The sequence below is a fragment of the Teichococcus aerophilus genome (genome assembly GCF_014490485.1).
GTDB lineage: Bacteria > Pseudomonadota > Alphaproteobacteria > Acetobacterales > Acetobacteraceae > Pseudoroseomonas > Pseudoroseomonas aerophila.
This window is the reverse complement of sequence record NZ_JACTVA010000027.1, coordinates 41762-65488: the sequence shown is the minus strand read 5'-3', so window position 1 is coordinate 65488 and position 23727 is coordinate 41762. Positions and strand designations below refer to the sequence as shown.

The following is a 23727-nucleotide window of genomic DNA, read 5'->3' as shown; positions in this document are numbered from 1 at the left end:
CGGGAATGCCGCCTGACGCCACCCCATCCCGGACGCCGCCGCCAGCTTTGGTGCTGATGGAGCGCCTGTACGGGGAGGACGTGTTCGAAGGCTTCGGCCCGGTATTGCCGCCCGACCTGCAGGGCTGGAACAGCGACCACCCCGCCTTTGTCGAACTGTTCGGGGAGGTTCGCCCCCGGGTCGTCATCGATGTCGGCGTCTGGAAGGGCCGCTCGGTCGTGTTCATGGGCAACCTGATGCGGCAGCTGGGCATCGACGGCATGGTCATCGCCGTCGATACCTTCCTGGGCAGCCCGGAACATTGGAACAGGAAGCGGGCGGACCGCATCCATACCTCCCTGCGGCTGCGGCACGGCTATCCCGGCCTGTATTGGCAGTTCCTCAGCAACATCCTGCAGGCAGGCCTGCGCGAGCGCGTCGTGCCGCTGGCACAGACCAGCGAGAATGCCGCGCTGATCCTGAAGCGCGCCGGGGTGAAGGCCGACCTGGTGCATGTCGACGCCGCGCATGAATACGAGCCGGCGCTGCGCGATGCCCGGCTGTACTGGGATCTGCTGGCCCCCGGCGGTGTCCTGGTCGGCGACGACTATAGCTGGCCCGAGGTGGCCCGCGCGGCTGATGAGTTCGCCCGCCTCGTCGGCCAGGAGCTGGATGTGCAGGAGCCTAAGTGGATTCTTCGCAAGCCGCTTGTTCCCGCAAAAAAAGTGAGCGACTTCAAGATTTTGTGGTGATGACGAAAAGGCCACGTCAGCGCTACTGCCTTCGTTGCATCAGGCAATGAAGCCTGGCGGAGGAAATATCGATGCCCATCAAGAAGCTCGTCCCCTTGGCCCTCGCTGCTGTCCTGGCCGTGCCATTCCTGGCACCCGCCGCGCACGCCGCCGAGGAGCCTGTGGGAGTGGCCGAGTGCGACACCTTCATCCGCAATCTGGAAGCCTGCATCGCCAAGGCCCCGGCCGACCAGCGCGCCCAGATGACCGGTTCCATCACCCAGATGCGCAGTGCCTGGCGCCAAGCGGCGCGGAATCCGCAGAGCCGCGCCGCCCTGCCGCAGCAGTGCAGCATGATGACGCAGCAAATGAAGCAGCAGATGGCGGCGCAGGGCTGCGAGTTCTAAGCGCCCTGGGTTGGGCGAAGGCCGGGGGAAGGAATTCCCCCGGACCCCCATCTTCTTTCTGCGAGTTGGGCGTGAGCGCCTGGAGTTTGGTGCCGGGCGCCAGAGGTTCGCCTCCAGCGCCAAACTCGTCAGCGGCAGCCTCGCCCCGGACTCGAAGAAAAGAAGGGTGTCAGGGGGAATTCATTCCTCCAGCCTTATGCCGCACCCCACCCAATTTGTGAAAAACACATAAAGATATCCTGATGTGTCGGGCGATCTTGCTGGCCATCAGGGCGGGAGCATGCTACGGCCCGCGCGAACTCTCAGAACGCGCACGAGGCCCAAGATCATGAGCAGCACCGCATTTTCCGACTACAAGGTGAAAGACATCTCCCTGGCCGAATGGGGCCGCAAGGAGATCTCGATGGCCGAGGACGAGATGCCCGGCCTGATGGCGCTGCGCGCTGAGTACGGCGCGTCCCAGCCGCTGAAGGGCGCCCGCATCGCCGGCAGCCTGCACATGACCATCCAGACCGCCGTGCTGATCGAGACGCTGACCGCGCTCGGCGCCGAGGTCCGCTGGTCCTCCTGCAACATCTTCTCCACCCAGGACCACGCCGCGGCCGCCATCGCCGCCGCCGGCATCCCGGTCTTCGCCTGGAAGGGCCTGACCGAGGAAGAGTTCTGGTGGTGCATCGACCAGACCGTCCGTGGCCCGGATGGCTGGGCCATCAACATGATCCTGGACGATGGCGGTGACCTCACCACCGTCGTGCACGAGAAGTTCCCCGAGCTGCTGCCCGCCATCCGCGGCCTGTCCGAGGAGACCACCACCGGCGTGCACCGCCTGTGGGACATGGCGCGCAAGGGCACGCTGAAGGTTCCGGCCATCAACGTGAACGACAGCGTCACCAAGTCCAAGTTCGATAACCTGTATGGTTGCCGCGAGAGCCTGGTGGACGCCATCCGCCGGGGCACGGATGTGATGATGGCCGGCAAGATCGCCGTCGTCGCCGGCTTCGGCGATGTGGGCAAAGGCTCGGCGGCGTCGCTGCGCAACGCCGGCTGCCGCGTGCTGGTGACCGAGGCCGACCCCATCTGCGCCCTGCAGGCCGCGATGGAAGGCTATGAGGTCGTGACCATGGAGAACGCCGCGCCGCGCGGCGACATCTTCGTCACCGCCACGGGCAATATCGACGTCATCACGCTGGACCACATGCGCGCGATGAAGAACCGCGCCATCGTCTGCAACATCGGCCACTTCGACAGCGAGATCCAGATCGGCGCCCTGCGCAACTACGTCTGGGACAACATCAAGCCGCAGGTCGACGAGGTCGTGTTCCCGGACGGCAAGCGCCTGATCGTGCTGTCCGAAGGCCGCCTGGTGAACCTGGGCAACGCTACCGGCCACCCGTCCTTCGTCATGTCCGCCAGCTTCTCCAACCAGGTGCTGGCGCAGATCGAGCTGTGGACCAACGCCAAGGCTTATGAGTGCAAGGTGTACACCCTGCCGAAGAAGCTGGACGAGAAGGTCGCGGCGCTGCACCTCGCCAAGGTCGGCGCGGTGCTGACGAAGATGACGCCGGCACAGGCCGAGTATATCGGCGTGCCGCCGGCCGGTCCGTTCAAGCACGAAGAGTACCGCTACTAAGAGACTGGCCAGGGGGCGCTGCCCCCTGGACCCCCGCTGGGGGACAGGACCCCCCAGACCCCGCCACTCGTTTTGTGCTGGCGGCACGGTTGGTCCGCCAAGGGTCTTGGACCCTTGGCGACTGACGCCTCAGCTCTCGTGGCCTTTTAAAAATCTATGGGAATGTGCTGGTTCGTGGCGGACGCTGCGGACTGATGCGCTGCGCCTGCTCCGCTGAAAACTCGCAGCGGGGTCCGGGGCGGACTTTCCGCCCCGGCGGGGGCCTGGGGGCAGGGCCCCCAGCCTGGACGTCACACGTGGAAGCTTTCCCCGCAGCCGCAGCGGCCCTTTTCATTCGGGTTCACGAAGGTGAAGCCGGCGGACATGGCCTTCACCTCGTAATCCATGGTCGTGCCCAGCAGGAACAGCGTGGCCTTGCGGTCCACCAGCACGGTCACGCCCTTGTCGGTCACCACTTCGTCGCCGGCCGTGGGCGCGTCGGCCCAGGTCAGGTCGTAGGACATGCCGGAGCAGCCCTTGGTGCTGACGGCAATGCGCAGAAGCTTGCCGTCCTGCCCACCGGCATAGAGGGCGCGCAGGCGCTCGGCCGCGGCGTCGGAAAGCTGCATCAGCGGCGGCAGGGTGCGAACGGGGCGGGGGGTGGTGGTCGTGCTCATCGGCTGGTCTCCCCTTCTCTCAGTACATGTTCAGGGCGAGGCGGGCATCCTCGCTCATCCGCGACGGGTCCCAGGGCGGGTCCCACACCACCTCGACCGTGACGTCGCTGACGCCGGGGACGAGGCGGATGGCCTCCTCCACCTGCTGCGGCAATTCCTGGGCGGATGGGCAGGAGGGCGCGGTCAGCGTCATCTCCACCGCCACCTTGCCGTCATCGGCGATCTCGACCGAGTAGATCAGGCCCAGTTCGTAGATGTTCACCGGGATCTCGGGGTCGAAGACGGTGCCGATCATGTCGATCACCGCGCCTTCGGAGACGGGGGCGGGCGGTGCCGCCTGCTCGCCATCCGGGGTCCAGGTGGTGCGCGCGGCGGCCACGGCGGCCTCGCGCTCCTCCCGCGCGAAGTCGGCGGGGCCGGGGGCCATGGGGCGCTGCGGTGTCGTGGTGGCGTCGTCACTCACTGCTTGCCGCCTCCTGCTTGTCGTCCAGCGCGTTGTTCAGCGTGTGCCAGGCCAGCGTCGCGCACTTCACCCGGCTCGGGTACTCGGACACGCCGCCCAGCACCTGCAGCCGCTCCATGTCGTCCGCCAGCTCGGCGCCGCAATCGGGGCAGGTGCCGGTCATGGCCAGGGCGCGGAACGTATCGCCCAGTGCGTGGGCTTCGGCCGGCGTCTTGCCGCGCACCGTCTCGGTCATCAGGCTGGCGCTGGCCATGGAGATGGCGCAGCCCTTGCCCTGGAAGGCGGCGTCGGCGATGCGGCCGTCGGCTTCCAGCTTGACCCACAGCTCCATCCGGTCGCCGCACATCGGGTTGTCGCCGCGGGCATGGCGGTCGGCATCCTCCAGCCGCCGGAAGTTCCGGGGCTTGCGGCCGTGGTCCAGGATCACTTCCTGGTAGAGATCGCGCAGGTCATCGAACATCAGCTGAAGAATTCCCTGGCCTTGACCAGCGCCTCGGCGAGGTAGTCGATCTCTTCCACCGTGGTGTAGAGGCCGAAGGAGGCGCGGCAGGTGCTCTCCACGTTAAATCGTGCGTGCAGCGGCTCCGCGCAATGGCGGCCGGAGCGGACGGCGATGCCGGTACGGTCGAGCAGGGTTGCGAGATCGTGGGCATGCGCCACGTCCAGCGCGAAGGCGAACACGCCGCCACGGTCCTGCGCCCGGCCCATCAGGGTCAGGCCCTCGATGGCACTCAGCTTCGTGGTGGCACGGTCCACCAGCGTGCGCTCATGCGCCTCGATGGCCGTCATGCCGATGCTCTCGACATAGTCGATGGCGGCGTGCAGGCCGATCGCCTCGATGATCGGCGGCGTGCCGGCCTCGAACTTGGCGGGGACGGAGGCGGGGAGGAAGCGCTCCAGCGACACCTCGGCGATCATGTCGCCACCACCCAGGAAGGGCGGCATCCGCTCCAGCAGCTCCATCCGTCCCCACAGCACGCCGATGCCGGTGGGGCCGTAGAGCTTGTGGCCGGTGAAGACGTAGAAATCGCAGCCGATGGCCTGCATGTCCACGCGCCGGTGCACGGCGGCCTGGGAGCCATCCAGCAGCAGCTTGGCGCCATGGGCATGGGCCAGCGTCGCCAGCCGCTCGGCCGGCGTGACGGTACCCAGCACGTTGGACATGTGGGTGACGGCGACCAGCTTTACGCGGCCATCTTCCAGCTTGGCCTCGACGTCGGCCATGTCCAGCTCGCCCGCATCGGTCACGCGGGCGACGCGCAGCTCCACGCCATGCGCGTCCCGCAGCATCTGCCAGGGGACGAGGTTGGCGTGGTGCTCCATCTCGCTGATCAGCACGGCATCGCCGGCCTTCAGCACCCCGCGCCCATAGGAATGGGCGACGAGGTTGATGGCGGCGGTGGAGGAGCTGGTGAACACGATCTCCCGCTCATCCGCCGCGTTCAGGAAGCGGGCGACGGCGGCGCGGGCAGCTTCGTAGGCGGCAGTGGCCTTTTCCGACAGGTTATAGGCGCCGCGATGGACGTTGGCGTAAGCCGTCTCCATCGTGCGCACCATCGTGTCGATCACCGCACGCGGCTTCTGCGCCGAGGCGCCGGAATCCAGGAAGACCAGCGTCTTGCCCCGCACCGTCTGCGACAGGATCGGGAAATCCTGCCGCACGCGAGCGACGTCGAAGCCGGTTGCCACCACCGCGCCGTCCATCACGCAACCTTTTCCCACCAGCCGGCGACGGCGGTGGCCAGGGCGTTGCGGGCGGTCTCTTCCTCCACCGCATCGACGGCTTCCTGCAGGAAGGCCTCGATCAGCATGGAGCGCGCGGTGGCCGCAGGGATGCCGCGGGCGCGCAGGTAGAACAGCTGGTCTTCATCCAGCTCGCCCACCGTGGCGCCGTGGCTGCACTTCACGTCGTCGGCGTAGATCTCCAGCTGCGGCTTGCTGTCGATCTCGGCCTGGTCGGACAGCAGCAGCGCCTGGTTCATCTGGTAGCCGTCGGTGCGCTGCGCGATCTGGTGGACGTGGATCTTGCCCTGGAACACACCGCGCGACTTGCCGGCCAGCACCGTCTTCACCGTCTGGCGGCTGGCGCAATCGGGCGCCGCGTGGTCCAGGAAGGTGGTGCAGTCGCCATGCTGGCCATCCGAGAGCAGCTGCGCGCCGTTCAGATGCGCCATCGCCTTCGGCCCATCCAGCGACACATAGGCCTCGCTGCGGGAGAGCTTGGCACCGGCATGCAGCAGGAAGCTGTCATAGGTGGCCCCGGCGGCCGCCTTGGCGAACACCGTCGAGAGGAAGAGGCCAGCCGGGCCTTCCTGCTGGATGCGGGCATGCGTCAGGTGCGCGCCCTCCTCCAGCACGATCTCGACGACCGGGTTGTGCAGGTAGCGGCCATCGCCGCGCCCGATGGCACGTTCGATCAGCACCAGGGAGGCGCCCTTGCCCAGGCGGATCACGTGGCGCGGATGCACCGCCACCGGCCGCTCGCCCGACTGGATGATGGAGAGCAGCTCAATCGCGCCACCATTGGTCTCGGCGGGCAGGTCGATCAGCGCGCCATCTTCGAACAGCATGGTGTTCAGCGCCGCCATCGGCACCTCGTCCAGCTTCGCCACGCCGCCCAGCAGCCCTTCGGCGGCGGAGAGGTTGGCGCCGAGGCTACGCACCGGGATGCCGGAATCGGGCGTCTCGGCCAGGTCGGCGCGGAAGCGGCCATCGAGGAACACCACGCGCTGCGGCGCGGTGGCCTCCGGCAGCGCCACGTCCTCATCGACCGGCGTCAGCGCCTCGGCGAAGCCGCTGCGGGCCAGCAGGTTGAGGTCGGTGTAGTGCCAGGCCTCGATCTTGCGGGTCGGGAAGCCCTGCTCGCGGAAGGCCTTGGCGGCCTGCTCGCGCAGCGCCGTCACCCACGGGGTGCGGTGGCCGGGCAGGCGGGCGTTCAGGCCCTCGTAGCGGCGGAGAAAGCCCTCGGGGCCAGGTTCGAACAGGACGCTCATGCTGCCTGAACGGCCGTGTAGCCGCTCTCCTCCAGCTGCTTCGCCAGCTCAGGCCCGCCGGACTGGACGATGCGCCCGTTCATCAGCACATGGACCCGGTCGGGAACGATGTAGTTCAGCAGCCGCTGGTAGTGGGTGATGACCAACGAGGAAAAGTTCGGGCCGCGCATGGCGTTGACGCCATCGGCCGCAATCTTCAGCGCGTCGATATCCAGGCCGGAATCGGTTTCGTCCAGGATGGCCAGGCCCGGCTGCAGCAGGGCCATCTGCAGCACCTCATTGCGCTTCTTCTCGCCGCCGGAGAAGCCGACATTGACGCCGCGCTTCAGCATGTCCTCCGGCATCGACAGTTCCTTCATGCGGGCGCGGGCCAGCTTCAGGAACTGCATGGCGTCCACTTCGGGCTCACCCTTGCTGCGGCGGATGGCGTTCAGCGCGGTGCGCAGGAAGTTGGCGTTACCGACGCCCGGCAGCTCCACCGGGTACTGGAAGGCCAGGAACACGCCAGCCGCCGCCCGCTCCTCCGGCTCCATCGACAGCAGGTCGAGGCCGTTGAAGGTGGCGGTGCCGCCGGTGATCTCGTAACCCTCACGCCCCGCGAGGACGTAGGAGAGCGTGGACTTGCCCGAACCGTTCGGGCCCATGATGGCATGGATCTCGCCGGTCGGCACTTCCAGGTCGATCCCCTTGAGGATCTGCTTGCCATCGATTTCGGCCGTCAGGCCTTCGATCTTCAACATACTAATGGTCCGTCCCAAAATCTCTGGCCGAGAGCGGGGCGCCAGGGGGCGCCGCCGCCCATCAGGCAATTAGCCGACCGAGCCTTCGAGGCTGATCTGCAGCAGCTTCTGCGCCTCGACCGCGAATTCCATCGGCAGCTCCTTCAGGACCTCCCGGCAGAAGCCGTTGACGATCAGGCCGACAGCGTCTTCCTGGCTCAGGCCGCGCTGGCGGCAATAGAACAGCTGGTCCTCGGCGATGCGGCTGGTCGTCGCCTCGTGCTCCACCTTGGCGCTCATGCAGCGGCTCTCGATGTAGGGCACCGTGTGGGCACCGCACTGGTCGCCGATCAGCAAGCTGTCGCACTGGGTGAAGTTGCGCGCGCCCGTAGCCTTCGGGCTGATCTTCACCTGGCCGCGATAGGTGTTCTGCCCATGCCCGGCGCTGATGCCCTTGGACACGATGGTCGAGCGCGTGCGCGGCCCGATATGGAACATTTTTGTTCCGGTATCGGCCTGTTGGTAATTGTTGGTGATGGCGACGCTATAGAATTCGCCGACGCTGTCCGCACCCTGCAGGATGCAGGACGGATACTTCCAGGTGATGGCGGAACCCGTCTCCACCTGCGTCCACGAAATCTTGGACCGGTCGCCACGGCAGGCGCCGCGCTTCGTCACGAAGTTATAGATGCCGCCCTTGCCGTTCTCGTCGCCCGGGTACCAGTTCTGCACCGTGCTGTACTTGATGGTGGCATCGTCCATCGCCACCAGCTCCACCACCGCGGCGTGCAGCTGGTTCTCGTCGCGCATCGGCGCCGTGCAGCCTTCCAGGTAGGAGACGTGGCTGCCCGCATCGGCGATGATCAGCGTACGCTCGAACTGCCCGGTGCTCTTGGCGTTGATGCGGAAATAGGTGGACAGCTCCATCGGGCAGCGCACGCCCTTCGGGATGTACACGAAGGACCCGTCGGTGAAGACGGCGCTGTTCAGCGCGGCGAAGAAATTGTCCGCCTGCGGCACCACGCTGCCGAGATACTGCTTCACCAGTTCTGGATGCTTCTGCACGGCCTCGGAGATGGCACAGAAGATGATGCCTTCCTTCTCCAGCCGGTGCTTGAAGGTGGTGGCGACGCTGACGCTGTCGAACACCGCATCCACGGCCACCGGCAGGCGGCCGCCTTCGGACGGGCTGTCACCCGCGCCCTCGACACCGGCCAGGATGGCCTGCTCCTTCAGCGGGATGCCCAGCTTGGCATAGGTCTTCAGCAGCTCGGGGTCGACCTCGTCGAGCGACTTCGGGCCCGGCTTGTTCTTCGGCGCCGCGTAGTAATAGGCGTCCTGGTAGTCGATGGCGGGGTACTTCACCGCGGGCCAACGCGGCTCCTCCATCTTCAGCCACATCGCATAGGCCTTCAGCCGCCACTCGAGCAGCCACTCCGGCTCATTCTTCTTGGCGCTGATGAAGCGGACGATATCTTCGCTCAACCCCTTCGGGGCGAACTCCATCTCGATATCCGTCTCGAACCCATACTTGTAAGGGCCCTCGGTGACGGAGGCGACAGCGTCGATGGTTTCGGTGACGGCGGGCATATGGGGTCCCTACTCGGCAGGCAGCGGCGCCGGCATGGCCGGCAAGGATGTGATCTTGGCCCTCTGGTGGCCTTGCGAATGGCAGGTTCGCGAGGCCGGGCCGGCGAGGTCGGCAAGGCTGATGGCGGAGAGCGCACCGCGCACCGCCTCATTCACAGGGTCCCAGCGGCCGCGCACGGGGCAGGTGGCCTCCGTCTCGCAACCGCCGGACGCGCCATCGACACAAGCGGTCAGCGCGATCGGCCCGTCCACCGCCAGGATGACGTCGGACAGCGTCATGGCCGAGAGCGGACGCCCCAGCCGGTAGCCGCCCCGCGCACCGCGCAGGCCCTCTACCAGCCCGGCATGCGCCAGGACCTTCAGCACCTTCGCCACCGTCGGCTCGGCAATGCCGGTGCACTGCGCCAGGCAAGGCGCGGTCTGCACCCCGCCCTCGGCATCCAGCCGGGCCAGCACGACGACGGCGTAGTCTGTGAGCTTCGACAACCGCAGCAAAAGCGGCCTCTCCTCGAAAGCGGACCTCGTTTGTCCAGTTTCGGGCAGATGCGCTTGCAGACCCCCAATGTCAAGGATTCGGGGCTGATTTGGCCTTCGCTTTCCATCGGTTGGCCCGGTGAAACGGGCCGATTTCAGCGATTCACTCAATGGTGGGGTCTGCGGCGCTATCTGCCGTGGTTAAGGTGGAGAGGAAGGCCGGGGAAGGAATTCCCCGGGCCCCTTCTTTCTTTTTTTCGAGTTTCCGGGCGTGTCTGTGGGAAGGGCCGGTCTTGAGGACGGCTGGGTGCGGCCGAGGTCTGGGACCTCTGGCAACTGAGGGTTCAGAACTCGCTGCACATTTTAAATATCATCAGGCAGCGTCCGCCCTCAGTCCTGCAGCGCCATCCGCAAACTCGCAGAAAGGAAAGAAGGGGTCCGGGGAATTCTTTCCCCGGCCTTCAGCAACCCCCCCCACCAGCGCCACAATTTGCACCCCCGGCGGCCGGGTGGCAGTTTCCACCCATGCCCAAGCCCGCTGCGTTCCCCCGCCATGCTGCCAGCCTCATCCTGTGGCGCGCCCGGGTGGGCGGCGTGGTGGAGGTGTTGATGGGCGTTCGGGCCGCCGGGCACCGGTTCATGCCGGGGCGGCTGGTCTTCCCCGGTGGCCGCGTGGATTTCGCCGACCGGGCCAGCCCCGCAGCCAGCGAACTCGCCGAGGAAACGCGGCGGGCGCTGGAGCGGGCAGCGCCGCCGCGCCTGGCCCGTGCCCTGGCGGTGGCGGCGGCGCGGGAGCTGGAGGAGGAGACCGGGCTGACCCTGGCCCCAGCCGGCGGAGAGGCTCCGGCGCTGGGGGTTCTGGATTATGTCTGCCGCGCGGTGACGCCGGCCTACAGCCCCATCCGCTTCAATGCCCGCTTCCTGGCCGCCCCGGCCGAGGCGGCGCGGGGCGTGCTGGGCGGCTGCGGGGAGCTGGAGGGGCTGGGCTGGTTCAGCCTGGAGGAAGCGCAGAACGCGCCGCTGGCGCCGATCACCGGCTGCGTGCTGGCGCAGTTCTCCACGCTGATGGCATTGCCGGTGGCGGAGCGCGCGGATCGCCCCCTGGTATGCTACCGCGGGCAGGACCGGCCGTTGCCGGAGCGTCTGGCGGCTGTTTCGGGCAGATAATCACCTATTCCGGTGCTGCGCCGGCGAAGTGCTTCTTGCCGGATGGCAGAGCCCCCGCCATCCTCCGCGTCCCGAGTTTCAAGGGCCGAGGAGAAGCCGATGCGCCTGACGGTGCTCAAGGAACGGCGCGCGGGGGAAACCCGCGTTGCCGCCACGCCGGAGACGGTCAAGAAACTGATCGGGCTGGGCATTACCACCGTGGCGGTTGAAGCGGGCGCGGGCGTTGCCTCCGGCTTCACCGATGCCGCCTACCAGGAAGCCGGGGCGGAGATCGCCGCCGATGCCGGCGCCGCGCTGGCCGGGGCGAATATCGTGCTCAAGGTGCGTGCGCCGCTGGGCACGGGCGAGGGAGAGGTGGACGAGCTGTCCTTCATCCCGCGCGGCGCCCTGCTGATCGGCACGCTGGAGGGTCTGGCGGAGCCGTCGCGCGCCGCCACCTATGCCAGCCTGGGGATCGATGCCGCCAGCATGGAGCTGCTGCCGCGCATCACCCGGGCGCAGAGCATGGACGTGCTGTCCTCCCAGGCGAACCTGGCCGGCTACCGCGCCGTGATCGAGGGCGCGACTGCCTTCGACAAGGGCTTCCCGATGTTGATGACGGCGGCTGGGACCATCCCGGCCGCGAACGTCTTCGTCATGGGCGCCGGCGTGGCGGGGCTGCAGGCCATCGCCACCGGGCGGCGGCTTGGCGGCCGCGTGTCCGCGACCGACGTGCGGCCGGCGGCGAAGGAGGAGATCAAGTCCCTCGGCGCCAGCTTCGTCGGCTACGAGGATGAGGAGAGCAAGGCGGCCCAGACGGCCGGCGGCTACGCCAAGCAGCTCTCCGCCGATTTTTACGCCCGGCAGGCGGAGGTCGTCGCGGCCCACATCGCCAAGCAGGACGTGGTGGTGACCACGGCGCTGGTGCAGGGCCGCAAGGCACCGACGCTCGTCACCGCCGCCATGGTCGCCAGCATGAAGCCGGGCAGCGTGATCGTGGACATCGCGGCGGATGCGGGCGGCAATTGCGCGCTGACCCAGCCGGGCGAGAGCATCGTCACGGAGAACGGGGTCAAGATCCTCGGCTACCGTAACTGGCCGGGCCGGATCTGCGGCGCCGCCAGCGCATTGTACGCCCGCAACCTGCTGACCTTCCTGACTACCTTCTGGGACAAGGACGCCAAGGCGCCCAGGCTGCCGGAGGAGGACGAGATCGTCCACGGCGTGCAGCTGACGCGCGCGGGCGCCGTGGTCCACCCGCAACTGACGCCGGCCGCCTGAGGGGAGAGAGACGATGAACCCGACCGACCTCGCCAACCAGGCGCAGGCCACCGCCGAGCGGGCGCTGGCCATGGCCGCGCAGGCGCGCATGATGGCCGAGACCACCCTGGCCCCGGTGGCGCCCATCGCCGCCGCGGCCGAGCCGTTCCTGATGCTGCTGACGATTTTCCTGCTGGCCTGCTTCGTCGGCTACTACGTGGTGTGGAACGTGACGCCGGCGCTGCACTCGCCGCTGATGGGCGTCACCAACGCCATCTCCTCCGTCATCATCGTCGGTGCCATCCTGGCCACCGGCCTGGGGGATAGCTGGATCGCCAAGTTCTTCGGCTTCCTGGGCGCCACCCTGGCGGCGGTGAACATCTTCGGCGGGTTCCTGGTAACCCGGCGGATGCTGGCGATGTTCGCCGGCAAGAAGAAGGGCTGAGGCGATGGCCCAGAGCTTGACCACCTTCGCCTACCTCATTGCCTCCGTCCTGTTCATCCTGGCGCTGCGCGGCCTTTCCCACCCCACCACCAGCCGCCGGGGCAACCTGTACGGCATGGTCGGCATGGGCATCGCCATCGTGGCGACGCTGCTGCGGCCGGGGATGGAATTCTCCGGCATCGTCATCGTGCTGGCGGGCCTGGTCATCGGCGGCGGCATCGGCACCTACCTCGCCAGCCGCATCCAGATGACCTCGCTGCCGCAGCTGGTGGCCGCCTTCCACTCACTGGTCGGCCTGGCCGCCGTGTTCGTGGCCGCCGCCGCCTTCTACAACCCGGAGAGCTTCGGCATCGGCCACGCGGGCGCCATCCATGGCGGCTCGCTGGTCGAGATGTCTCTCGGCGTCGCGATCGGCGCCATCACCTTCTCCGGCTCCGTCATCGCCTTCGCCAAGCTGCAGGCGCTGATGTCCGGCGCGCCGATCACCTTCAAGGGCCAGCACTGGCTGAACCTCGGCATCGGCATCCTGCTGGTGGTGCTGGTCATCGCCTTCGTCGCCACCGGCAGCGGCGTGCTGTTCTGGCTGATCGCCATCGTGGCGCTGGCGCTGGGCTTCCTGCTGATCATCCCGATCGGCGGCGCGGACATGCCGGTCGTGGTGTCCATGCTGAACAGCTATTCCGGCTGGGCGGCGGCGGGCATCGGTTTTACGCTGCAGAACCTGCTGCTGGTGGTGACGGGTGCCCTCGTTGGCGCCTCGGGTGCCATCCTGTCCTACATCATGTGCAAGGGCATGAACCGCAGCATCTTCAACGTGCTGCTGGGTGGCTTCGGAGCCGAGGCCGGCGGTGCGGCCAAGGCCGATGGCAGCGGCCAGCCCGCGCGTCCAGTGAAGTCCGGCAGCCCGGAGGACGCCGCCTACATCATGCGCAACGCCGGCAAGATCATCATCGTGCCTGGCTACGGCATGGCGGTGGCCCAGGCGCAGCAGGTGCTGCGCGAGATGGGCGACCTGCTGAAGAAGGAAGGCGCCGAGGTCTCCTACGCCATCCACCCCGTCGCGGGCCGCATGCCCGGCCACATGAACGTGCTGCTGGCCGAGGCGAACGTCCCCTACGAGGAGGTCCACGAGCTGGAGGAGATCAACCCCGAGTTCGCGGAAGCCGATGTCGCCTTCGTCATCGGCGCCAATGACGTGACCAACCCGGCGGCGAAGACCGACAAATCCTCCGCCATCTACGGAATGCCGATCCTGGATGTGGAGAAGGCCAAGACCGTCTTCTTCATCAAGCGCGGCATGGCCTCCGGCTATGCCGGCGTGGAGAACGAACTGTTCTTCCGCGACAACACCATGATGCTGTTCGGCGACGCCAAGAAGGTGACGCAGCAGATCGTCCAGGCCCTGCAGAAGTAAAGGGCGCTGGGTTCCCCTCCTGGGCTGGTGTGCCTGGGGGGAGTAGGAAGGCCGGGGAGGGAATTCCCCGGACCCCCTTCTTTTTCTTTCGAGTTTTCCGGGCGTGGCTGTTGAGAGGGCGGTCTTGGGAGACCGTTTCCAAAGCCTGTTGGGTCGGGCGGGGCAGCCTTTTCCGCGCCGGCTTTCCCGGCGGCATGGCCCACTATTCCCGCATTGGGCCAAGCCGCCTCCGCGCCGGTACGAAAACTTCCGGCCGTGCCTGAGCCGGCAGGCTTCTGAAACAGTCGCCGAAGGACAGCTTGGTGCGGTGGAGGTCGATAGCCTCCAGCGACCGGGGGTTCGCCCGCGTGGCCTTGTTGAAATTACCAGGCAGCGTCCGCGCTCAGTCCTGAGGCGTGACGCCCACTCGCGAGAAGAAAAAAGAGGCCCGGGGAATTCTTTCCCCAGCCTTGCTTCGCGCGGCCCAAGCACCCCGCGTTACGCTGCGCTACAGCACAAGCCCTTTACTCCCGCCATCTTGTGCATGTGCGCTCTTGCTTTGGAAACGGAGTTCCCTGACGTGTCGTTCTGTTGGTTGCCCCTGATTTTCACCCTGGGGTTGGGTTCCATGGTCACGCCGGGTGGCTGGGGCCGTATCCGGGGCGTGGGCATGACGAGACACAGAGACAAGGGAACACGCCGCATGTCGCGCCCCGCCATTCTTGCTTTCGCCTCGCCCGGCCTGCGCCGCGTGCTGGGTTCCGCTGGCTTCCTGACCGTTGCCTTGCTGGCCGGCACCGGGGCCGCCCAGGCGCAGGAGGACGGCTCCTTCAACCTGGTCAATCAGAGCAACCGGGTGATCGAGCGCCTGTATGCCTCGCCGGTCGATACCAACCAGTGGGGTGAAAACCGCCTGGCCCGGGGCGCAACCATTGCCAATGGCGCCAACTTCGCCGTGCGCATGCCCGCCGATGGCGGCTGCCGCACCGACCTGCGCATCGGCTTCGCCGGCGGCGTGACGGAGGAGCGGCGGGACATCGACACCTGCGTCGACCGTGACGTGGTGATAGGCACGCCGGCCCGCACCGGCCGTGGCGGCGATGGCGACAGCGGTGGCAGCAGCGGCGGTGCCGGTGGCAGCGTGGGCGGTGGCTCGGGTGGTGGTGCTGGCGGCAGCTCCGGCGGTGCCGGCGGCAGCATCACCGGCGCCAATCCCCGCAGCGGCGGCGGTGCGGAGCAGGGCGACCCGAGCTTCGTGATCGTCAACCAGGCCGCCAGCCCGATCAACGAGCTCTATGCCAGCCCGACCAGCGACGACAACTGGGGCCAGGACCGCCTGGGCCAGAACATCGTCCGCGCCCGCGGCCGCCAGAACATCCGCCTGCCGCGTGGCGAGTGCCAGTACGACCTGCGCGTGGTCTGGCAGGATGGCCGGTCCGAGGAGCGGCGAGACGTGAACCTGTGCGACACGCGGGAACTGACCGTCCGCTAAGCCCGGGCGGAACCCTGGGGGCAAGGTTGCCCCCAGGGTGTCTGACTGATGCCTGAGGGTCGCGCTTGCCTGCGGCGTGTCCGCCGCAGGCGGAGTGGGCGCATTGGGCGCCGCGTGGCGCAGCCGCGTGGGCGGCAGAACGGGCGGCGGCTCTCCCCCGCATGGCGTGGCCGTGTTGTCCGGCATAACGGTCGGGTGGGGGAGCTCCCCCGCCTCAACTTGTCCGCTGCCCCCGGGTGAAGCGGACGAACAGCGCTGTCGCCACCAGTACCGCCACCGCCAGGAAGGCCAGGGCCGCACCGATGCCGCCCAGCGTGGCCACTGGCCCGGTGGCAGCCTGCAGCACCGCCGCGCCCAGGAAGAACGACAGGTTCACCGCGGACAGCGCCTTGCCCACCTGTTCCGGCGGCACCACCGCCCGCGTCATGGCGAAGATCAGCGGGTGCGGCACCAATGCCAGGCCGAACAGCACGAACACCGCCGCATCGTAGCTGGCCGGCAGCATCGGCAGCCCCAGCCCGGTGGACAGCCACCCCCCCGGACCGCCCGCCACCACGGCCAGCAGGGAAAGCGCGGCAATCAGGTGGCCCAGCGCCAGCATCGGCCGCCGGCGCCCCGGCAGCAGCCGGTCCAGCAAGCCACCCAGGGCCGGGCCCAGAATCAGCAGCAGCGTGAACAGCAGCAGGATATTGCCCGCCTCGATGCGCGGCAGGCCCTTCACCTCCATCAGCCACGGCCCGCCCCACAGCCCACGCAGGCCAATGATGGCGGCGAAGGAGACAAAGGCGATGACCATCATCCCCCGCAGCGGGCGGGACAGACCCAGCCGCACCACCTGCTTCGCCTCGGCGGCGAGGGAGGGGCGCGGGCCCGGCGGCATGGCGCGCGGCGGCGGCCCCGGTACCACCGCCAGCACCAGCGCCGCCACGATCACCGCCAGCACGGCCGAGCTCCAGAAGCCGGCGCGCCAGCCGGAATGGTCCACCAGCCAGGCCATCGGGCTGGCGGAAAGCAGCATGCCGACATTGCCAGTGCCCTGGATCAACCCCGACCACAGGCCGAACCGGGCCGGGGTGAGCGTCTTCGCCGCCAAGGTAATGGGGCAGAGCAACATGCCGGAGCACCCCAGCCCCAGCACCACCTGCGCCAGCAGGAAGCCGCCGCTGCCGCCGACCATGGCGGCGATCAGCCCGCCCAGCGCCGTGGTCAGCAGCAGTGCCAGGGACACCGGGCGCACCCCGAATCGGTCCAGCGCCACGCCCAGCGGGATCTGCCCTGCGGCGAAGGCGAAGTGGTAGGCGCCGGTCAACGACGCCAGCCCCTCCGCCGTCACGCCGAGGTCGGGCGCCATCACATCGGCCGCGATGGCCGGCATGGTGCGGACCATGTTGGAAATCATGTGGCCAAGCGCCAGCACCATCAGGGGCGCCACGAAGGCCACCCCATTCTGCCGGTCCGTCATGCTGATCCGTTATCCGCCGTGTGTCGCTTCTTGTTGGTCACCGGGGTGCGGCCACCCGCCAGTAAGCTGGTAGGCCATACCCAGGCTTCGATCGTGCTTCACTTGTAAGTCGGAATGACGGGTGTGTCAGGGCGGTAAACGGCAGAGGAAGGCCGGGAACGAATTCCCCGGACCCCTTCTTTTTTCTGCGAGTTTGGCACTGCGCTTCAGGGCTGAGAGCTGGACGCTTCTGATGATTTTAATCATGGGCCGTGCGGGCTGAACCCGCAGTCGCCGGAGGTCCTAGACCTCCAGCGCACCGAGCCGTCTCGCAGGTTCAACCCATCGACAGCCACACCCGAAAAATTCGAAAAAGTAAAAGAAGGGGTCCGGGGAATTCTTTCCCCAGCCTTCCTTCACGACCGCCCGCTATCGCGGCGCCAGCACCGCTACCCGCGTCCATACCGCCAGGGCCGCCATGCCGACCCCTGCCAGCAGGAAGGCGCCCGGGTAGCCCAGTTGGGCCAGCGTGATGCCGAAGCCGACCGAGCCCAGGCCCTGGCCCAGGAACAGCGCCATGGCGAAGGCGGAGACGGCGGTGGCGCGGGCCTCCGGCATGACCTCCGTGCTGCGGGCCTGCAGGGTGCCGTGGTACATGAAGAAGGCCAGCCCCAGCAGCACCTGGCACAGCGCCACGCCCCACCAGGTGGTGACGATGGACAGGCCGGCGAGGCCCACCGCCAGCACCAGGCCGCCCAGCAGCAGCACGCGCCCTTCGCCCAGCCCGTTCACCAGCCGCCGCGCCAGCCGCGTATAGGCGAAGGAGCCGAGGCCAAACACGGCGACGACGAGGCCGGCCTGCCAGGGCTCCAGGTGGAAGATCTGGATGAGGTAGGAGCCGATGAAGGGGAAGGCGCCGCCGAACAGCAGCATGCCGTCCAGGAACGCGGCGATCAGCAGCAGCCGGCCGGCGGGGCGCTTCAGCAGGGTGATGTAGCGGCTGAAGCCGCTGCCACCGGCCGGGGACGGCACCGGGCGCCACAGCCCGCGGCCGAGCGTGGCCATGATGCCGAAGGCCATCAGCACCGCCAGCACGCCGACCAGCAGGAACACCGCTTCCCAGCCCAGCAACTGCCCGACGCTGCCGGCGATGGGCCCGGCCAGCAGCTGCGCCATGACCATGCCGGTCAGAAAGCGGCCCAGGGTCGCCTGCCGCTCGGAATAGGGGACGTTGTCGCCGATCCAGGCCATGGCCAGCGGGATGATGGCGCCGCCCAACCCGCCGGAGAGGGCGCGCAGCAATACCAGCCGGTCCAGCGCGCCGGCGGTGGCGCAGGCGGCCATGGCCAGGCCGTAGAGCAGCAGGCCCAGCACCAGCACACGCAGCTTGCCGAAGCGGTCCCCCAACGGGCCCAGCACAATCTGGGAGAGGCCGTAGGGCAGGGTGAAGGCCGAGATGACGACGGCCGTCTCGGCCACCGTGACGTGGAAATCCCGCGCTAGCAGCGGCAGCAGCGGGTCCAGCATGCGCGCGCCGCAGCCCGAGGCGAAGGCCGCGGCGGCGAGAAGGGGCAGGATGGCCAGCGGCGGCTTGGCCGCCGGCTGCGCGCTCACGCGGCGGCGGGGGACATGGGGGCGGCGGCGGCGGCCCGGGCAGGGCGCTTGCGCTCGCTCTCGGTCTTCAACTGGCCGCAGGCAGCCAGGATGTCCCGCCCACGCGGCGTGCGGATGGGGGAGGAGTAGCCGGCATCCGACACCACCTTGGCGAAGCGATGGATGGCGTTGTTGGACGACGTTTCGTACGGGCTGCCGGGCCAGGGATTGAACGGGATCAGGTTCACCTTGGCCGGGATACCGTCCAGCAGCCGCACCAGCTCCCGCGCATCGGCCTCCGAATCGTTGATGCCCTTGAGCATGACGTATTCGAAGGTGATGCGGCGCGCGTTGCTGGCCGCCGGGTAGCGGCGGCAGGCGGCCATCAGTTCCTCGATCGGGTATTTGCGGTTCAGCGGCACGATCTCGTCGCGGATGTCGTTGCGCACGGCGTGCAGCGACACGGCGAGGCCGACATTCAGCTCGGCGCCGCACTTGTCCATCATCGGCACGACGCCGCTGGTGGAGAGGGTGATGCGGCGGCGGGAGAGGGCGATGCCCTCATTGTCCATGATGATCCGCATCGCCTTGGCGACGTTCTCATAGTTATAGAGCGGCTCGCCCATGCCCATGATGACGATGTTGGACAGCATGCGCGGCGTGCCGTCCACCGGCGTCGGCCACTCGTTGTACGAGTCGCGCGCCGCCATGAACTGGCCGACGATCTCGGCCGCGCCGAGGTTGCGGACCAGCTTCTGCGTGCCGGTGTGGCAGAACTTGCAGGAGAGGGTGCAGCCGACCTGGGTGGAGACGCAGACGGCGCCGCGGTCCTCATCCGGAATATAGACGGTCTCGACCTGCTGGCCGTCGCGGAAGCCGAACAGCCACTTGCGGGTGCCGTCCTCGCTGGTCTGCTCCAGCGTCACGCCCGGGCGGCCGACGACGAACTTCTCCGCCAGCTTTGCCTGCATGGTCTTGGCGATGGAAGGCATCTTGGAGAAGTCGGTGACGCCCTGGTGATACATCCAGTGCCAGAGCTGCTTGGCGCGGAACGGCTTCTCGCCGATCGCGACCATCTCCGCCGCCAGCTCGTCGCGCGACAGGCCGACGAGGTCGCGCCGCCCATCCGCCAGCGTGGCGCTGGGCGGGGAGAACAGGGCGGCCTTGGCCATAATGCGGTCGCGCTCCGCCGCGCTCAGTTCGGCGGCGTTGGCGGCGGTGTCGGTCATGGTTGCGGGTATTCCCAGTATGACGGTCCGCCCGGCTCAGCGACGGCCGGCGGGCGGGCACTCACGGCTGATCGCATCATAGGCCGCGCTGAAGCCGGAGAGGGAGAAGGTATCGGTGGCGGTGCCACGGCCCTGCGGGCCCGGGCCCGTGGCCACGGCGGAGGCACCGTTGCGGAAGGCGGCGACGGCCTTGCCACCCTCGCGGGCGAAGGCATTGTCCTGCGCGGTGTAGAAGGGCAGGTCGTTGCTGCCGACCTTCACCTCGACCTCGGCATTGCGGGCGTAGGTGTAGCCGGCGCGCAGCGCCACCTGGTCCCGCCCCTGCTGCCGGTGCGTTACGGTGAGGATGACGTTCTGGCGGTTGCCGGCGCCCTCGCTGCGGCTGGCGCGGGTGAAGGCGTAGCAAACCTTCTTGCCGGCCTCCATATGCGTCGCCGCCGTCCAGTCCTGGAAGCTACCCAGGGCGCGCGGCGCAGCGGATGCCGCCCCCCGCTGCTGTGCCAGTGCCATGCCGGACGCGCCAACCAGCGAACCGCCGGCAGCACCCAGCAACAGAAGAAGGGGAAGGAGCCTTGTCATGGCCCTCAAATAAGGTGTGCCGGGGGCGTGCCGCAACCGCGCAATCGGCCCATCGGCTGCGCGCGGGCCGCGCAGGTGAGGATTTGTCATCGATGAAGCCACCGTGGGGGAAAGGGACGTCCGCGAATATGACCGGCCAAGCCCTAGGCTTCGGGGCGTCGTTTGCGTAACGGTATCGTCATGGCAGGTTGAAGGTGGGAAAGGCCGGGGGAAGGAATTCCCCCGAACCCCCAACTTTTTTCTGTGGAGTTTAGATGGGCGGTTCTGGCGCCAAAGGGCAGCGCTACAGCATTTGCCGTTCGCACAAGCTCACCAATCAAATGCTCTGGCTTGTCGTTTTGAAGCGTATCTTCCCTCCTTCAAGTGATTCACTGGATGGAGCTCTGCTCGATTTGCTGGATCTAGAAGAAATATTATGGCTGCGCGCAGCGTTGCAACGGCCGCCGGAGGTAACAACCTTCCAGCGATCTGCAGCCTCAATCGAAGGTCATCACCTTCACACTCACGCCCCGAAAACACTTAGAAAAAGATGGGGGGTCTGGGGGAATTCCTTCCCCCAGCCTTCCTAGCTATGCCTCAGGCCAGCGCCGGCAGCGGATCGGCCGATTCGAAATGCACAGGCATCTTGCCCAGGCTGCCCCAGGCGCGGTCGTACTGCGCCGGGGCGCTCAGCGCTTCCACGCGGCCCAGCGCGGCGGCGGCATGCAGCGGCCAGAACGGGTCGCGCAGTAGCTCGCGGGCCAGGAACACCATGTCGGCATGGCCCTCGGTCAGGATGTCCTGCGCCTGCTGCGGCTCCGTGATCAGGCCGACAGCCGCCACCGGCACCTGCGCGCCGTTGCGCACGGCCGAGGCGCCCGGGACCTGGTAGCCGGGGGAGAGCGGGATCTTCGCCGGCAGCAGCGCGCCGGAGGAGACGTCGACCAGGTCGACGCCCAGCGCCTTCACCAGGCGGGAGAGCTCGACCGTCTCCTCCGTCGTCCAGCCGCCTTCCAGCCAGTCGGTGTGGGAGAAGCGGATGCCCAGCGGCACGTCGTCCGGCATGGCGGCGCGCACGGCCTTGACGCCTTCCAGCACGAAGCGGGTACGGCCGGCGAAGTCGCCGCCCCAGGCATCGTTGCGCTGGTTGGAGAGCGGGGAGAGGAACTGGTGCATCAGATAGCCATGCGCCGCATGCAGCTCGATGAACCGGTAGCCGGCGGTGATGGCGCGGCGGGCGGTGGCGGCGAAGGCGGCGATGGTGGAGAGGATGTCCTCTTCCGTCATCGCGCGCGGGTCCCGCAGGCCGGGGAAGGCGACGGCGCTGGGGGCCACCGGCGTCCAGCCATGCGCGTCATCGCCGGCGACGCCGCCATGCCAGGGCGGGTTGGTGCTGGCCTTGCGGCCGGCATGGGCGATCTGCGTGCCCGGCACCGCGCCGGCGGCGGCGATCAGCCGCGCCAGCCGGGCGTGGCCGGCGATCTGCGAATCGTCCCACAGGCCGAGATCCTGCGGCGAGATGCGGCCTTCCGGCGTCACCGACGTCGCTTCGGTGATGACCAGCCCGGCGCCGCCGATGGCGCGGGCATGCAGGTGGGCCAGGTGCCAGTCGGTCGGCTTGCCGGCATCCGGGCCGCTGGGGGCGCAGCAATACTGGCACATCGGCGCCACGCCGATCCGGTTGCGGATGGTGACGCCGCGGAGCGACAGGGGGGAGAAGAGGTCGGTCAAGGCTCAGGACTCTCCTAGGGCATGACGGCACGGCTGACGCAGCCAGCGTCGTGCATCACGCATATCAACCAGAACATGGAGCGTGAAACGCGCCGGCCCGAGTAGCCGGCGGCGTGGATCACGCCGATCAACGCCAGCCTAGAGCGTGAAGGCTCCAGGGGAAATCACCCAAAAGGATGGGCCCGGAGGTGAACGCCCGGAGACGGGAAAGGCCGGGGAAGAATATGCAGGGGCGCGCTTTTTTCCCACGCGGGCCCGTGGCTTCCGGGCAGTGCCCGCGAAGCCCGAGGCCGCGCGGGGACATGCCGGAGAACCCCCGTCACCGCCGCGTCTGCCGCCGAGCCGAAGGCGCGCCGGAAAAGCCCCGCCGCGCCCCCGGCGGTGAAAGCGCGATGGCCCGAGGTGGAACCACCGAAAGCCTGAATCACACGACCAAACAATGGCATAGTGTGGAAGCGAGTGTGGACGCATCCTGCTCTAAGACCGCGCGCGCCCCGTGCGCAGCCCTGCCACCGGCACGCCCGGCGCCTGGCCGAAGGGCGGCAGGCGGCCCAGCCGGTTCTCGAACACCGCGAACCAGGCGGCGTGGCCCGCCGGCCGCGCCAGCAACCGGCCCGACGCATCCGCCGGGAAGCGGGAGAGCGTGACCGAATCGGCCACGTTGCCGCCCACCGCCTGCACCACCCCGGGCGAGGCGGCGACGACAATGTCGCAATGCATGGGCCGGAACTCGCCACGCTCGGCCAGCCGGTCCCGCCAGTTCGCCAGCGGCCGGCGGGAGCGGTCGGCGCAGACCAGGTCCCCCGGCACCGGGGCATAGGCGCCGACATCATGCGGGATGAAGGAGGCCTGGGCCGGGAAGGCCGCGGCATCCGCCAGCATGCCGTCGATGTAGAAGGCATGCGCGGCGGAAGAGGGGAATTCCCGCTGGTCCACGCCCGCATTGCGCAACACGTAGCTGATGAACGCCGCCGACCAGGCGGGCTCGCCCCACAGCTCGCCCGGGGCGCCGGGCTGGGCCAGGATGGTGGCGTAGCGGTTGCGGTTGCGGTCGATCGCGGCGCGGGCGCCGGTCTCCCCCTCCACCGCGCGCCAGTAGGCGAGGACGCGGGGGAAGTTGGTCAGGCTGGATTCCAGCCCGGGGCCGGTGGAACGCGGGCGGGGCCGGGCATCGTCCACCACCACGCTGCCCCACTCCCGCCATTCCTCCAGCGCGATGCGGATGGCCCGCTCCCGCGTCGAGGACGGATAGGGCAAGGGCGGCGCCAGCGTGGCCACCGGCGGCGCCTGCGTGGCGCAGCCCGCCAGCAACAGGCTGGCCCCCAGCCAGGCGGCAACCCGGCGCAACGCGCGGGCCCCGGCGCCGGGCGCCTTCGCGGGTGGCACGCAAGCTTCGCGCGGGGCGGCAGGGGCGGGGCGGGAACGCGGCAGGCGGGCGGCAATCAGCATGGTGTCGGCATCCCCCAGGGGCTGGACAGGGCGGGCCTTATCGCCCGCTGGCGCCTGACCGGCCAGGGCGCGCAACGCGAATGTGTTGCGTGCTTCCGGCTTGTTTCGATTCAAGCACAGGGATGGGGCACCACGCGGGCGTGAGCCGGAACGGCTGCCGGAGGCGCCGTTTCCTGAGGTGGCCGACGGGCAAAGGTCCAGTGTCGAAATGGAGGAAGGCCGGGGAGGGAATTCCCCGGACCCCATCTTCTTTTTGGCAGTTTGGCGTCGCGCGTCAGGGTCGAGGCGGCGCTTCGTGATGGTATTAAAAATGGGCCACGCGGGCTGAACCCTCAGTAGCCGGAGGTC

Annotated in this window: 22 protein-coding genes; 8 read left to right on the top strand and 14 right to left on the bottom strand. The window is 68.4% G+C overall.

All coding sequences use genetic code 11. The annotated features are described in order from the left end of the window. The first annotated feature begins 5 nt into the window (after positions 1–5). From IBL26_RS15145 to ahcY, 3 genes are all read left to right on the top strand, one after another. Complete coding sequence (locus IBL26_RS15145; RefSeq protein ID WP_187785333.1) at positions 6–731, top strand: class I SAM-dependent methyltransferase; 726 nt, start codon at positions 6–8, stop codon at positions 729–731. 71 nt (positions 732–802) lie between these two features. Further along, positions 803–1117, top strand: a complete 315-nt coding sequence (locus tag IBL26_RS15140; protein WP_187785332.1) for a hypothetical protein — start codon at positions 803–805, stop codon at positions 1115–1117. 328 nt (positions 1118–1445) lie between these two features. Beyond that, positions 1446–2747: an adenosylhomocysteinase gene (ahcY, locus tag IBL26_RS15135; RefSeq protein ID WP_187785331.1), complete on the top strand. Its 1302-nt coding sequence runs from the start codon at positions 1446–1448 to the stop codon at positions 2745–2747. Positions 2748–3037: 290 nt separating this feature from the next. Here the strand turns inward: ahcY and IBL26_RS15130 are convergent, their stop codons facing one another. From IBL26_RS15130 to IBL26_RS15095, 8 genes are all read right to left on the bottom strand, one after another. Then, a complete protein-coding gene (locus IBL26_RS15130) occupies positions 3038–3403 on the bottom strand; it encodes a HesB/IscA family protein (RefSeq protein ID WP_187785330.1) in 366 nt (121 codons plus the stop codon). A 19-nt stretch (positions 3404–3422) separates the two neighbouring features. Continuing rightward, positions 3423–3830, bottom strand: coding sequence for an SUF system Fe-S cluster assembly protein (locus IBL26_RS15125; RefSeq protein ID WP_187785349.1), 408 nt, complete (start codon positions 3828–3830; stop codon positions 3423–3425). A 28-nt stretch (positions 3831–3858) separates the two neighbouring features. Next, the gene (gene sufU / locus IBL26_RS15120; RefSeq protein ID WP_187785329.1) at positions 3859–4326 is read right to left on the bottom strand and encodes a Fe-S cluster assembly sulfur transfer protein SufU; all 468 of its coding nucleotides are present in this window, start codon (positions 4324–4326) and stop codon (positions 3859–3861) included. Beyond that, positions 4326–5570 carry an aminotransferase class V-fold PLP-dependent enzyme gene (locus IBL26_RS15115; protein ID WP_187785348.1) on the bottom strand — a complete coding sequence of 415 codons (1245 nt, stop codon included), beginning with the start codon at positions 5568–5570 and terminating at the stop codon, positions 4326–4328. The genes sufU and IBL26_RS15115 overlap by 1 nt, the downstream gene beginning before the upstream one ends. Continuing rightward, on the bottom strand, positions 5570–6859 hold the full coding sequence (gene sufD / locus IBL26_RS15110; RefSeq protein ID WP_187785328.1) for a Fe-S cluster assembly protein SufD: 1290 nt from the start codon (positions 6857–6859) through the stop codon (positions 5570–5572). The genes IBL26_RS15115 and sufD overlap by 1 nt, the downstream gene beginning before the upstream one ends. Continuing rightward, the gene (sufC, locus tag IBL26_RS15105) at positions 6856–7599 is read right to left on the bottom strand and encodes a Fe-S cluster assembly ATPase SufC (RefSeq protein WP_187785327.1); all 744 of its coding nucleotides are present in this window, start codon (positions 7597–7599) and stop codon (positions 6856–6858) included. The genes sufD and sufC overlap by 4 nt, the downstream gene beginning before the upstream one ends. A gap of 69 nt (positions 7600–7668) precedes the next feature. Next, positions 7669–9168: a Fe-S cluster assembly protein SufB gene (sufB, locus tag IBL26_RS15100; protein ID WP_187785326.1), complete on the bottom strand. Its 1500-nt coding sequence runs from the start codon at positions 9166–9168 to the stop codon at positions 7669–7671. A gap of 9 nt (positions 9169–9177) precedes the next feature. After that, positions 9178–9663, bottom strand: a complete 486-nt coding sequence (locus IBL26_RS15095) for an SUF system Fe-S cluster assembly regulator (protein WP_187785325.1) — start codon at positions 9661–9663, stop codon at positions 9178–9180. Between the two features lie 504 nt (positions 9664–10167). Between IBL26_RS15095 and IBL26_RS15090 the strand changes: the two genes are divergently transcribed. The 5 genes from IBL26_RS15090 to IBL26_RS15070 all read left to right on the top strand — a co-directional run bounded on the left by IBL26_RS15090 (position 10168) and on the right by IBL26_RS15070 (position 15378). Beyond that, complete coding sequence (locus IBL26_RS15090) at positions 10168–10809, top strand: NUDIX domain-containing protein (protein WP_187785324.1); 642 nt, start codon at positions 10168–10170, stop codon at positions 10807–10809. 99 nt (positions 10810–10908) lie between these two features. After that, positions 10909–12069 (top strand): Re/Si-specific NAD(P)(+) transhydrogenase subunit alpha, encoded by a 1161-nt coding sequence (locus IBL26_RS15085; protein WP_187785323.1) that lies wholly within the window; start codon positions 10909–10911, stop codon positions 12067–12069. A gap of 13 nt (positions 12070–12082) precedes the next feature. After that, positions 12083–12493, top strand: coding sequence for a proton-translocating transhydrogenase family protein (locus IBL26_RS15080; protein ID WP_187785322.1), 411 nt, complete (start codon positions 12083–12085; stop codon positions 12491–12493). 4 nt (positions 12494–12497) lie between these two features. Next, the gene (locus tag IBL26_RS15075; RefSeq protein ID WP_187785321.1) at positions 12498–13907 is read left to right on the top strand and encodes an NAD(P)(+) transhydrogenase (Re/Si-specific) subunit beta; all 1410 of its coding nucleotides are present in this window, start codon (positions 12498–12500) and stop codon (positions 13905–13907) included. 682 nt (positions 13908–14589) lie between these two features. Further along, entirely contained in the window at positions 14590–15378 is a 789-nt protein-coding gene (locus IBL26_RS15070) for a hypothetical protein (protein ID WP_187785320.1), read from the top strand. A 214-nt stretch (positions 15379–15592) separates the two neighbouring features. On the opposite strand, the gene IBL26_RS15065 is transcribed toward IBL26_RS15070, so the two are convergent. The 6 genes from IBL26_RS15065 to IBL26_RS15040 form a co-directional block, all read right to left on the bottom strand. Next, the gene (locus tag IBL26_RS15065) at positions 15593–16840 is read right to left on the bottom strand and encodes an MFS transporter (protein ID WP_187785319.1); all 1248 of its coding nucleotides are present in this window, start codon (positions 16838–16840) and stop codon (positions 15593–15595) included. Between the two features lie 408 nt (positions 16841–17248). Continuing rightward, complete coding sequence (locus IBL26_RS15060; RefSeq protein WP_187785318.1) at positions 17249–18433, bottom strand: MFS transporter; 1185 nt, start codon at positions 18431–18433, stop codon at positions 17249–17251. After that, entirely contained in the window at positions 18430–19641 is a 1212-nt protein-coding gene (rlmN, locus tag IBL26_RS15055) for a 23S rRNA (adenine(2503)-C(2))-methyltransferase RlmN (protein WP_187785317.1), read from the bottom strand. Before rlmN ends, IBL26_RS15060 begins: the two co-directional genes overlap by 4 nt. Positions 19642–19677: 36 nt before the next feature. Further along, the gene (locus IBL26_RS15050) at positions 19678–20151 is read right to left on the bottom strand and encodes an invasion associated locus B family protein (protein WP_241749411.1); all 474 of its coding nucleotides are present in this window, start codon (positions 20149–20151) and stop codon (positions 19678–19680) included. Positions 20152–20796: 645 nt separating this feature from the next. Then, complete coding sequence (locus IBL26_RS15045; RefSeq protein ID WP_187785315.1) at positions 20797–21930, bottom strand: NADH:flavin oxidoreductase/NADH oxidase; 1134 nt, start codon at positions 21928–21930, stop codon at positions 20797–20799. A 477-nt stretch (positions 21931–22407) separates the two neighbouring features. Continuing rightward, positions 22408–23379 (bottom strand): DUF2272 domain-containing protein, encoded by a 972-nt coding sequence (locus tag IBL26_RS15040; protein WP_187785314.1) that lies wholly within the window; start codon positions 23377–23379, stop codon positions 22408–22410. Positions 23380–23727: the final 348 nt, after the last annotated feature.

What these genes read in the sequence shown, in the direction of transcription:
- IBL26_RS15145 (WP_187785333.1), top strand. Translation starts at nt 6, where the DNA reads ATGCCGCCTGACGCCACCCCATCCCGGACGCCGCCGCCAGCTTTGGTG.
- IBL26_RS15140 (WP_187785332.1), top strand. Translation starts at nt 803, where the DNA reads ATGCCCATCAAGAAGCTCGTCCCCTTGGCCCTCGCTGCTGTCCTGGCC.
- ahcY (WP_187785331.1), top strand. Translation starts at nt 1,446, where the DNA reads ATGAGCAGCACCGCATTTTCCGACTACAAGGTGAAAGACATCTCCCTG.
- IBL26_RS15130 (WP_187785330.1), bottom strand. Translation starts at nt 3,403, where the DNA reads ATGAGCACGACCACCACCCCCCGCCCCGTTCGCACCCTGCCGCCGCTG.
- IBL26_RS15125 (WP_187785349.1), bottom strand. Translation starts at nt 3,830, where the DNA reads ATGGCCCCCGGCCCCGCCGACTTCGCGCGGGAGGAGCGCGAGGCCGCC.
- sufU (WP_187785329.1), bottom strand. Translation starts at nt 4,326, where the DNA reads ATGTTCGATGACCTGCGCGATCTCTACCAGGAAGTGATCCTGGACCAC.
- IBL26_RS15115 (WP_187785348.1), bottom strand. Translation starts at nt 5,570, where the DNA reads ATGGACGGCGCGGTGGTGGCAACCGGCTTCGACGTCGCTCGCGTGCGG.
- sufD (WP_187785328.1), bottom strand. Translation starts at nt 6,859, where the DNA reads ATGAGCGTCCTGTTCGAACCTGGCCCCGAGGGCTTTCTCCGCCGCTAC.
- sufC (WP_187785327.1), bottom strand. Translation starts at nt 7,599, where the DNA reads ATGTTGAAGATCGAAGGCCTGACGGCCGAAATCGATGGCAAGCAGATC.
- sufB (WP_187785326.1), bottom strand. Translation starts at nt 9,168, where the DNA reads ATGCCCGCCGTCACCGAAACCATCGACGCTGTCGCCTCCGTCACCGAG.
- IBL26_RS15090 (WP_187785324.1), top strand. Translation starts at nt 10,168, where the DNA reads ATGCCCAAGCCCGCTGCGTTCCCCCGCCATGCTGCCAGCCTCATCCTG.
- IBL26_RS15085 (WP_187785323.1), top strand. Translation starts at nt 10,909, where the DNA reads ATGCGCCTGACGGTGCTCAAGGAACGGCGCGCGGGGGAAACCCGCGTT.
- IBL26_RS15080 (WP_187785322.1), top strand. Translation starts at nt 12,083, where the DNA reads ATGAACCCGACCGACCTCGCCAACCAGGCGCAGGCCACCGCCGAGCGG.
- IBL26_RS15075 (WP_187785321.1), top strand. Translation starts at nt 12,498, where the DNA reads ATGGCCCAGAGCTTGACCACCTTCGCCTACCTCATTGCCTCCGTCCTG.
- IBL26_RS15070 (WP_187785320.1), top strand. Translation starts at nt 14,590, where the DNA reads ATGTCGCGCCCCGCCATTCTTGCTTTCGCCTCGCCCGGCCTGCGCCGC.
- IBL26_RS15065 (WP_187785319.1), bottom strand. Translation starts at nt 16,840, where the DNA reads ATGACGGACCGGCAGAATGGGGTGGCCTTCGTGGCGCCCCTGATGGTG.
- rlmN (WP_187785317.1), bottom strand. Translation starts at nt 19,641, where the DNA reads ATGACCGACACCGCCGCCAACGCCGCCGAACTGAGCGCGGCGGAGCGC.
- IBL26_RS15050 (WP_241749411.1), bottom strand. Translation starts at nt 20,151, where the DNA reads ATGGCACTGGCACAGCAGCGGGGGGCGGCATCCGCTGCGCCGCGCGCC.
- IBL26_RS15040 (WP_187785314.1), bottom strand. Translation starts at nt 23,379, where the DNA reads ATGCTGATTGCCGCCCGCCTGCCGCGTTCCCGCCCCGCCCCTGCCGCC.